Genomic DNA, 11,034 nt, shown 5'->3' on the forward strand with positions numbered 1-11,034 from the left:
GCTCCGGCATCATCGGCCGTTGCATCCGGCGAATGATGGCGGATTGCGCTTCGCTGATCCGCCCTTCGCTCGCAATGACGATGACAATCGCCGGACGCTGCTGCTACAGCGTCACCACGATCTTGCCGAGATGCTTGTTGGCTTCCATGTGCTCGAACGCCTTGCCGATGTCGGCGAATTTGTAGACCTGGTCGATCGGCAGCTGCAGCTTGCGTGCCTCGACCGCGGGCCAGATGTCCTTGCGCACCTCGTCGAAGATCGCGCGGATTTCCTCGATCGAGCGGGTGCGGAAGGTGACGCCGATATACTGGATGCGGCGCGCCGCATGCAGGTCGAAGTTGAAGTCGCCGTGGGTGCCGCCGAGCCGGCCGACATTGACGATGCGGCCCTTGACCTTGGTCGCCTTGAGGTTCTGGTTCGCGACCGGTCCGGAAACCTGGTCGACGATCAGGTCGACGCCTTCGCCTGATGTCGCCTGCAGCACCTGATCGACCCAGCCGGAATCCTTCGAATCCACCGCGAGATCGGCGCCGAACTCATTCAGCCGGCCGCGGCGCATCGCGTCGGTCGATGAGCCCACCACGAGCCTGGCGCCCTTCAGCTTGGCGATCTGCATCGCCATCAGCCCGACGCCGGAGCTCGCGCCCTGGATCAGCACCGTCTGGCCGGGCTGCAGCGCGCCATTGGTGACGACGGCGTTGTGCATGGTGGCGAGCGCGACGGGCAGGGTTGCGGCCTCGTCGAAATTCATGTTCGAGGGCGCGTGGAACAGCCGGCCGTGATCGGCCAGCGTGTATTCGGCGAATGCCGCGCCGCCGGAGCCCATGATCTTGTCGCCGACCTTGACGCCTTTGGCATCGGGGCCGAGCTCGGCGACCTCGCCGGCCCATTCCATGCCGAGCACGGTGCCGACACCGCCGGCCGCGCCGTGGACATGGCCCTTGGTCATGCCGAGATCGGCCCGGTTCAGCCCGCAGGCATGGACCTTGACCAGCACCTGGGTGCCCTTCGGCACGGGCTTGGCAACGTCGGCGATTTCAGGGCCGTTAGGGCCGTAGACATAGGCTTTCATGGGCTTCTTCTCGTTTGAGTCTAACGCGAGATGACTTGAATTCCGTTCGTTTGAGTCTAACGCGAGATGACTTGAATTCCGTCATCCTGAGGTGGCCGCTCTTCAGCGGCCCTCGAAGGATGGACGGCCCGGCTGGTGGCCGTCGACCCTTCGAGACGCGCTTCGCGCTCCTCAGGGTGACGGATAACACGCGTGCTCCGCTCCGGCCTATTCCGCGGCCTGGCGCTTGGCGCCGGACATCATGGCTTCCAGCCGCTCGCGGATGATCGCTTCCGCTTCGTGGACGATGCGCGACACCAGCTCGGCGCAGGACGGAATGTCGTGGATCAGGCCCTGCACCTGGCCGGCCGACCAGATGCCCTCGTCGGCATCGCCTGATGCGTAGACCATCTTGCCGCGGGCGCCGGCGACCAGCTCGCGCACGTCCTCGAACTTGGCGCCTTCCTTCTCCATCTGCACGACCTTGGTCGAGATCGCGTTCTTGGCGACGCGCGAGGTGTTGCGCATGGTGCGGAAGATCAGCTCGGTCTCGCGCTCGTCATTGGCGACGATGCGTTCCTTCACGAGCTGGTGGATCGGGCTCTCCCTGGTGCACATGAAGCGCGTGCCCATGTTGATGCCTTCGGCGCCGAGCGCGAGCGCAGCGACGAGGCCGCGCGCATCGCCGAAGCCGCCCGAGGCGATCATCGGGATCTTCACCTTGTCGGCGGCGGCGGGGATCAGGATCAGGCCGGGGGTGTCGTCCTCGCCGGGATGGCCGGCGCATTCAAAGCCGTCGATCGAGATCGCGTCGGCGCCCATCCGCTCGGCGGACAGCGCATGGCGCACGCTGGTGCATTTGTGCAGCACCTTGACGCCGTGCTTCTTGAACTCGTCGACATGTTCCTGCGGCTTGTTGCCGGCGGTCTCGACGATCTTGATGCCGCTCTCGATGATGGCTTGGCGGTATTCGGCGTAGGGCGGCGGCTTGATCGCGGGCAGAATGGTCAGGTTGACACCGAACGGCTTGTCGGTCAGCTCGCGGCAGCGCGCGATTTCCTTGCGCAGATCGTCCGGCGTCGGCTGCGTCAGCGCGGTGATCATGCCGAGTGCGCCGGCATTGGCGACGGCCGCAACCAATTCGGCGCGCCCGACCCATTGCATGCCGCCCTGCACGATCGGGTGGTCGACGCCGAACATCTCGGTGAAACGTGTCTTGATCATTCTGCCCTCGTTTCCATCGGAATTTTCCGTGACGCGGACGGCGGCGCACGGTGTTGTTATGGGATGTCGAGGGAAGGATGCAGTCCTGTCCGGCAATTGTCTACCGGCGACCTGCGGCGCGCCCATGCGGAAATGACAGGCCGCGGCGGTCAGGCGAGGGCGGGACGGAAATCTTTCGTCATCTGTTCAGGCGCTCGTGATCGAACACGCAGCGCCTGGTTGAGAGCAAGGCACAGCAGGCGCTTGTTACGCCGGCACGGCGTCTTTCTTCGACGCGGCGGTCTCCTCGTCGAACGCGGCGGCGATGTCGCGCATGCTGACGACGCCGATCAGGCTGTAATTGTCGATGACCGGCACGTGACGAATGTGGTGCTTGGTCATGAGATGACGGATGTGCTCGAGCGTGTCGCTCGATGTGCAGGAGACGAGCTGCTGCACCGAGACGAATTGCGACACCTTCATGCTCGCGCCGGCCGCACCGTGCTCGGCGATCGCGCGCACCACGTCGCGCTCGGTGAACATGCCGACGGCGGTGTTGCCCTCGGTACGAACGACATCCTTGACCACGAGCGCGCTGATATTGCTGGCGCGCATCAGTTGCGCGGCAATCGCGACGGTCTCGTTCATGCGCACCGTGGCGACGCGGGGGGTCTTCTTGCGCAGGATATCTCCGACTTGCATGGCAACCTCCTTGGTTATCGTTGACTGGAGTCTGGTATACAAAATGCCAATTGTCAACGTGGCTGTCACAGGAATCTACCATCAGGAAACGGCTTAAATAGGCAGGTTTGCTGACGTTTCCGACGATTGTGAGCGGCGAGGGCGATCTACTGCACTAAGCGTTCTGGTATCTGGCATCCCTGTCTTTGGCAAAAAGACCTTGGCAAAAGAAAAGAGGCGCACCGAAATGCGCCTCCATCAGTCTCCGGGGAAATGTCGCGACCAAGCGGTCCTGATCGGGTGTCTCTGGCCAAGCCGTCCTGTTAAGCCGTCTTGTTAAGCCGTTTTGGCGCTCGTCGCGGTCTCTTCCGCGGCGGCAGGCTCGTTACCGTTGATGAAGGCGCGGCGCATCGGCTTGATCACGAACAGCGCCATCAGCGCCGCGGTGGCGTTGAGGGCGACCGCGATCACGAACACCGCCTGCCAGCCATAGCTGGCGGCAACGATGCTGGCGGCAGGCACCAGGAGCGCTGCGGTGCCCTTCGCGGTGTAGAGCATGCCGTTGTTGGTGGTCGCGAACTTCGAGCCGAAGGTGTCGCCGCAGGTCGCCGGAAACAGCGAGTAGATCTCGCCGAACACGCCGAAATAGACCGCGGTCGCCAGCACGAACACCACCGGGTTGTGACCCCAGGTGGACAGCGTGAGCAGCATCAGCGCGCCGGTGCCGAACGCGATGAACATGGTGTGCTCGCGGCCGATATTGTCGGAGACCCAGCCGAAGAACGGCCGTCCGAAACCGTCGAAGATGCGGTCGAGCGAGATCGCAAATGTCAGCGCGGCCATCTGGAAGCCGGCGAGCGTGACCGGCGTGTTCGCGATCTTGTAGTCGTGCGCGATCGGCGCGATCTGCGCCGCCGCCATCAGGCCGCCGGCGGCGACCATCACGAACACCAGATACATCACCCAGAAGATCGGGCTGCGCAGCACCTGCGGCGGCGTGAAGTCGACCTTGGTCTGCGGCAGATTGAGCTGCTTCTTCTTCGGCGGGATCGAGACCGCGGGCGGCTGGATGAAGAAGGCGAGCAGGAAGACGATCAATCCCTGTCCGATGCCGAAATCGAAGAACGCAGTCTGATAGCCGCTCGCGGCGATCATCTTTGCAATCGGCACCACGGTGAGCGCGGCGCCGGCGCCGAAGCCGGCCGCGGTTGCGCCGGCGGCGAGGCCGCGGCGATCGGGAAACCACTTCAGCGCGTTGCCGACGCAGGTGCCGTACACCGCGCCGGCGCCGATGCCGCCGAACACCGCAGCGGTGTAAAGCAAAGCGAGCGAGTCGGCATAGGAGTTCAACACCCAGGCGAGCGCGATCATGATGCCGCCGAACATGATGACGAGCCGCGGGCCGTATTTGTCGACGAACCACGCCTCGACCGGCACCAGCCAGGTCTCCGTCACCACGAAGATCGTGAAGGCGAACTGGATCGCCGCGCGGCCCCAGTGGTGCGCGCCGTCGATCGGATCGACGAACAGCGTCCAGCCGTATTGCAGGTTCGCGATCATCGCCATGCAGACGATGCCCATGACGAGCTGCAGCCAGCGGAAGCCGCTGGACGAAGGTTGAGCTTGTGTGACGGCAGTATTGCTGGAAACCATCAAGTCCTCCCGAGCGCGCTGGTCTTGTGACCGAGTGTCGCAATTATTGTGGCGTATCGTCGCAAGCGCTCGGCGGAAGTTGGTATACTATATTCCAGAAAGCAAGCCCTTCATTCTGCTGCAACGCAGCAAATCTGCCCTCCGACGCGCCGCTCCGGATGGCCTCTTCCTAACGGCAAAACGAAAAGCGCCCGGCTTTTGACCGGGCGCTTCGCAAGCGATGGTGGAGGCGGTTGCTTAAGCCGTAGCCGAGGACTTCGCGACCACGATTTTTCGCCAGGGCTTGAGCAGGGCGATCGCGAGCAGCGAGGCGAGGATGTTGGCGCCTGCCGCGATGATGAACACCTTGTCCCAGTTGCCCGACGATTGCTGCATGTAGTTGGCGATCGGCACCAGCAGCGCCGCGGTGCCCTTCGCGGTGTAGAGCAGGCCCGCATTCGTAGTTGCGAACTTGGCGCCGAACGTATCGGTGCAGGTCGAGGGGAACAGCGAGTAGATCTCGCCCCACGCAAAGAACACGAAACCCGAGAGCAGCACGAACCAAACCGGGTCGTGTCCCCAGAGGTAGAGCATCCAGATGCCGATGCCTTCCATGCCGAAGGCGATGAACATCGTGTTCTCGCGGCCGATCATGTCGGAGATCCAGCCGAAGAACGGACGCGTCAGACCGTTGAGGACGCGGTCGATGGTCGCCGCGAAGGTCACGGCCGTCATCGTCACCGCCATCAGCGTGACCGGCACGCTGTCGACCTTCCAGTCGACCGCGATCGGCTTCAGGTTCGCCGTCACCATCAGGCCGCCCGCGCCGACGATCACGAACATGAAGTACATCAGCCAGAAAATCGGCTGCCGCAGCACTTCGGTCGGCTGATAGTTGCGCCGGGTCTGGATGATATTGGCATTCGCCACGACGGCCGGCACCTGTCCGGCCTTCGGCGCCAGCAGGAAGAAGGAGAGCAGCACGATGATGATGCCCTGGCCGAGACCGAAATACAGGAAGGTGGTCTGGAAGCCGGAGTCCTTGATCATCGCCTGGATCGGCGCGACCGTGAGCGCCGAGCCTGCGCCGAAGCCGGCAGCGGTGATGCCCGCGGCAAGTCCGCGCTTGTCCGGAAACCATTTCAGCGCATTGCCGACGCAGGTGCCGTAGACGCCGCCGGCGCCGATGCCGGCGATGATCATGCCGAGATAGTAGCCGTTCAGTGTCGTCGCCTGCGCGTTGATCGCCCAGCCGAGCGCGCAGAGGATGCCGCCGACCAGAACGACGATGCGCGGACCGTATTTGTCGACGAACCAGCCTTCGACCGGCACCAGCCAGGTCTCGAACAGCACGAACAGCGTGAAGGCCCATTGGATCGATGCGCGATCCCATCCGAATTTCTTCTGGATGTCGGGGACGAAGAACGTCCACCCGTATTGATAATTTGCGATCATCACCATCGCGGCGACGCCGATCGCGAGTTGCGTCCAGCGATAGGTGTCGCTGACACGCGCGGCCGCAGGGGCCGCAGTTGCCTGAACCATGTCCGACATAGATCCTCCCAGTGCGCCCCTTGTCGTTGCTTATGAGCGCGCGACGGCCATCTTGGTATCCGATATGCCAAGGTTCAAGCTGTCGCAGGGGCAGCGCGCGCTTATGCCGCACAGGACTCAGCCCGGGCACCCCGGGAGACTAGTTCAGCACGCAAGGAAATGGCCCCGAAAATCGGGGCCATTGGTCGAAGGTTCAATGTCAGGTCGCATCTCGCGACCGAAGCTGCGTCCGGCGCAGAGCGCCGGAAATCCCTTGGCTTAGAGGCCGAAGCGCGGCAGGTCGCCGTTGCGATTCGAGATCTCCGCGCTCTTCATCAGCAGGCGGTCGATCGAGGCCAGCAGGCGGCCGAACAGGGTGGAGGAGGGCGCGAGCGTCAGTGCAGTGGTCTTGGACATTGGTGTCCCCTTTCATTGGAGGCCAGCAATGGGCCGGCTCATCATCTGCAGCCAAACTATGTATACCAGATGCCAGATACAACGGGCTTGTTTGCATAGCAGCATTCACGACTGTGCAATGCAGCAAAATCGGCTGATCGGCATCCCGGATTGGCGTGGAAGGGGAGCAGCCCGGCGGCGCCGCCGGGTCAGAATTTCCAGCTAAAACTGGCCTTTACCGAGTGATCCTGGACCCGGTCGGCGAGCTGGCCGACATAGGCGATGCCGATGCTGGCCTGCGGCGTGACCCGCAGGTCGAGCCCGCCTTCGACCAGCGCCGCGTTCCGCGCCAGCGGGACGCCGGACACGGTGAATCCGGTTCCCAGGCTCTGGAACGCGAGCGCCGCCGTCGGGGTCACGTCGCCGAAGGCGTACTGCCAGGCCACCGAGGCGCGCGGCGTCAGCTGCATGCCGTTGGTGAGGGCGAAGCTGGTGGCGATGCGGGCGCCGAGCGAGGAGTAGCCGACATCCTGGTTGCTGCCGGCGCCGAGCAGCGCGGCGGCGCCGCTGCCGCCGGTCTCGGCGAAACTGTCGGTGTTGAGGTGGGCCCAGGCGAGGCCTGCGAACGGCTCGAGCGCAGTGCGGCCGAGCGATAGCCCATAGCCGATCTCGCCGAACACCTGCGCCGTGGTCGCGTCATAGCGGGCGCGCGCCGTGTCGAAGAAGCCCGGGAACACGATCGAACGGCTGGTGTCGAGCGTGCTGAAGCTTGCCGAGGCGCCGCCGCGCAGATTGACCGCGCCGTAGCTCGCGCCGACATAGCCAGCGAGATGTGCGGTCTCGATATCGGCCGAGCTCGCGCGATCGCCGACATGAACCGACGAACTGGTGTAGCCGCCGGCGATGCCGGCGATCCAGTTCGGCGCGAATCTGTGATCGACGCCGCTGAAGAAGCCGGCGAGGTCGCGCGTCATTCCTGCGGCATTGCCGTCGCCGTTCAACCGGCCCCAGGCGCCGACCCCCTGTGCCCAGAACGTGGTGTCCGGAATCTGCGCAGGACGTGCGAGCGGCGGCGCCTTGACGGGAAGCGCGGACCGCTCGGTGCCGGCATAGGCGAGCGCGGTGCTCACCGACAGCTGTTCCATCGCGGCGGTCTGCGGGCCACCCGAACCGAGCGCCGCCATCGGCCCGCTGCTGCCGGCGAACGAAGCCTGCCGCAGACGGCCGAGCACGGCTTCGCGCAGATAGCGCGAGTCGTCGAGCATCGCGGTCTGCGCGCTGGCATGCACTTCGCCGGACAGCGCATCGAATGCCTGCCGCGCACCGGCGGCGTTCTGGTTCAGCACGGCGATCATCAGCGGATTGCGCTGCTGCCCGCTTGCATCCAGCGCGTCGGCCACGGCGATCTGGTTCGGTGTCGTTGCGACGCTCGTGAGCGAGGTGGTGTTGCGGGCGAGCGTCAGGAAGACGTCGTTAGCGTCGTAGCTCAGCGTCGGCGTGAGGAACGTCAGGCTGCTCGTGACGTCGCTGAACGTGCCGTTGACGCCGCCATTCGCCGTGAGGATGGTGTAGACGGTCTGCGGCGCATAGGTGCCGGTCTGCGCCAGCGCCAGCACATTGCCGCCGGCGAGCGTCGCGGTGCCGGTGGCGACAATCTTGTCGGACTGGCCGGCCGCGTTGGCCTCGACCTGGTAGATCGAGCCGGCCGCGAAGGAAACGTTGCCGGCGACGTTCAACGTGCCGATCGAATTGCCGGGCGCGACGATGCCGCCGGCATTGGCCGTGATGCCGCCGACGGTGCCGATGCCGCCGAGCGTGCCGCCATTGTTCACCGTGACGGCGCTGGCGAGGCTTGCGCTGCCGTGGCTGTCGTCGCCGACCACGAGCTTGCCGGCGTTGACATTGGTCGCGCCGGTGTAGGTGTTTTGGCCGTTCAGGGTCAGCGTGCCGGCACCGGTCTTGGTGAGCGAAGCGCCGCTGCCCGCGCTTGCGCCGCCGTCGGCGATGACGCCGCTGACGATAGTCGACAGGTCGTTGCCGCCGACGGTCAGGGCGTTCGCGCCGAGATTATAGCGGCCGGCGCCTTCGACCGACCCGGCCGCGAGACGGCGGTCGCCGGCGGGGCCCGTGCTTGCGGAGAAGTCCACGACGCCGCCGCTGTCGGTGACGAGACGGGCATTGCCGGCCGTGCTGTTGCCGGCAAACGCGGTCTGGCCGCTCGCTGTAGTGGTGAGCGTGACGGCGCCGGCCGAGGTCGCGTTGCGGAAATTCAGCTTGCCGTTGTTGGTGATCGCGGTCAGGCCCGAGGTGTCCGCGTTGACGATCTCGAACGTGGCGTTGTTGAGCGCGCTGCCGACGATCTTGCCTTGATGCGTCGTATCGCCGAGCTGCAGCGTGCCGGCGTTGATCGTGGTGCCGCCGGTATAGCTGCCGTTGCCGGCCAGCACCTGCTTGTAGGTGCCGTCCTTGACCAGCCCGCCCGCGCCGGTGATGGCGCCGTAATAGAGTGCGGTGGTGATGGTCGAATTCAGGCTGGTGGTGAGATTGCCGGCGGCCAGATCGACGGTGCCGAAATCGGCGGCGCCGGACGACAGGGTTGCGACTTTCTCGTTGTTCAGCAGGCGCAGCGTGCTGCCCCCGAGCACGATGACGCTGGAATTGTCGCCAATGGCATTGCCACCCTGGACCACGAGGGTGCCGCTGAGCAGCTGCGTGCCGCCCGTATACGTGTTGTTGCCGGAGAGCGTCAGCGTGCCGGTCCCGCTCTTGGTGAAGAGGCCGCCGCCGCTGATCGAGCCGGCGAAGGTGCTGTTGTCGGCGCGGTTGAAGATCAGCCGTCCGTCGTTGAAGACGTTGCCGGTGATCGCGCCCGACGTGCCGCCATTGCCGATCTGCAGCGTGCCGTTCGCGATCGTCGTGCCGCCGCCGTAGCTGCTGTTGCCGGTCAGGATGGTGGTGCCGCTGCCCTTCTGCACGAACGCACCGTTGCCCGAGATGGTGCCGCCGAAAGTATAGGTGTCGGAGCGGTTGATGGCGAAGGTGCCATTGTTCACCACCTGGCCCAGGATGGAGCCGGAGGTGCCGCCGTTGCCGAGTTGCAGCGTGCCCGCTCTGATTGCGATGCCTCCTGTCAGGCTGCTGTTGCCGGTCAGGGTCAGCGTTCCGGCGCCGAGCTTGAACAGGGTGCCGTTTCCGTTGATCGACTGGCCCAGGGTGAAATTGTTGGCGGCGTCAGCGATATCGAAACCACCGCCGCCGGTGCCCAGATTGATCGCGCGCGTGGTGCCGGTGAAGCTTGTGCCGGTGACCCGCAGCAGGCCGCCGCCGTCGAAATTCAGGCCACCCAACGCGGCGCCGAGATTGCTGTCCGATGACACCTGCACTGTGCCACGCGACATAGTCGTGCCGCCGCCATAGCTGTTGGTGCCGGTCAGGATGGTGGTGCCGATGCCGATCTGCGCGAACGCACCGCTGCCGGAGATCGTCCCGCCGAACGTATAGATGTCCGATCGGTTGACGGCGAAAATGCCGTTGTTCACCACGTTGCCGGTGATGGATCCGAAGCTGACGCCGTTGCCGAGTTGCAGCGTGCCGGCGGAGATGGTGGTGCCGCCGGAGTAGTTGTTGCTGCCGGTGAAGGTCAGCGTTCCGGCGCCGGACTTGGTCAGCCCGCCGTTGCCCGTGAACGAGTTGCTGACGACGAAATTGTTGGTGCCATCGACGATCTCGAAGCCGCCGCCGCCCCAATTGATGGTGCGTGACGTACCGGTGAAGCTCGTGCCGGTCACCTGGAGCGTGCCGCCGTTGAAGGTCAGGGAGCCCGAAGCCGCGCCGAGGTTGGCCTCTGACGACACCGACAGCGTTCCGCCCGCCAGCGTCGTTCCTCCGGTGTAGGTGTTGGTCCCGGAGAGAGTGAGCGTGCCTATTCCGGTCACGGCCACGCTGCCGGCGCCGGATACCACACCGGTGACTGAAAGATTGGCCGGCGTGGTGTTGAAGGCGACGAGGGAGCCGGAGCCGAGCACGATGTTGTTGCCGAGCGCGAACCCGTTGTTTTGTGCTGCAATCGTTGCAGCGGCACCCGTAATCAATTGAATATCGCCGACAAGCGTCGAGCCGGTCAGCAAATTCAGGACGTTGCCGGTTCCACCGAAACGAATTGCGGCCGCATGGGTCACGCCGTCGGCGTTGAGCCCGCCACTGATCGTGCCGGCATTGTTGATGGTGCTGCTTCCATTGGTCATGACACCGACGCCGGCCGTACCTCCGCCGGTCGCGGCACCGCCCGTGACGGTGCCGGTGTTGCCCAGTGTATTATTGCTGCTGACCAGATTGACGCCGGCGCCGCTGCCGCCGGTGCTGGCTCCGCCAAGGGAGCCGATCCCGCCGCTGCCGCCGCCGCCTCCGGTAATGCTGCCGGCGTTGCTGATCGACGTTCCATCGCCGAGCACCAGCAAGCCATCGCCGCCGCCCCCTCCGCCGCCGCCGAGTCCGGTCCCGCCGCCTCCGGTCCCGCCTTGCCCTCCCGTGATCGTCCC

7 protein-coding genes are annotated in these 11,034 nt (G+C 65.1%); all 7 read right to left on the reverse strand.

Annotation, left to right across the window (positions count from 1 at the left end):
* Window positions 1–103: 103 nt before the first annotated feature.
* Entirely contained in the window at window positions 104–1,072 is a 969-nt protein-coding gene (locus AC1VNY_RS09010; protein ID WP_482404884.1) for a zinc-binding dehydrogenase, read from the reverse strand.
* Window positions 1,073–1,279: 207 nt separating this feature from the next.
* Window positions 1,280–2,275, reverse strand: coding sequence for an NAD(P)H-dependent flavin oxidoreductase (locus tag AC1VNY_RS09015; RefSeq protein WP_283062544.1), 996 nt, complete (start codon window positions 2,273–2,275; stop codon window positions 1,280–1,282).
* Window positions 2,276–2,521: 246 nt separating this feature from the next.
* The gene (locus AC1VNY_RS09020) at window positions 2,522–2,956 is read right to left on the reverse strand and encodes a CBS domain-containing protein (RefSeq protein ID WP_028331534.1); all 435 of its coding nucleotides are present in this window, start codon (window positions 2,954–2,956) and stop codon (window positions 2,522–2,524) included.
* Window positions 2,957–3,271: 315 nt separating this feature from the next.
* On the reverse strand, window positions 3,272–4,588 hold the full coding sequence (oxlT, locus tag AC1VNY_RS09025; RefSeq protein WP_304499482.1) for an oxalate/formate MFS antiporter: 1,317 nt from the start codon (window positions 4,586–4,588) through the stop codon (window positions 3,272–3,274).
* A gap of 237 nt (window positions 4,589–4,825) precedes the next feature.
* Window positions 4,826–6,121 carry an oxalate/formate MFS antiporter gene (gene oxlT, locus AC1VNY_RS09030; protein ID WP_304499483.1) on the reverse strand — a complete coding sequence of 432 codons (1,296 nt, stop codon included), beginning with the start codon at window positions 6,119–6,121 and terminating at the stop codon, window positions 4,826–4,828.
* 258 nt (window positions 6,122–6,379) lie between these two features.
* Window positions 6,380–6,517 carry a hypothetical protein gene (locus AC1VNY_RS09035; protein WP_016848357.1) on the reverse strand — a complete coding sequence of 46 codons (138 nt, stop codon included), beginning with the start codon at window positions 6,515–6,517 and terminating at the stop codon, window positions 6,380–6,382.
* A gap of 188 nt (window positions 6,518–6,705) precedes the next feature.
* Window positions 6,706–11,034, reverse strand: a 4,329-nt coding sequence (locus tag AC1VNY_RS09040; protein WP_482404885.1) for an autotransporter outer membrane beta-barrel domain-containing protein, incomplete at its 5' end; no start/stop codon positions are given.

Source organism: Bradyrhizobium ferriligni (assembly GCF_056837965.1).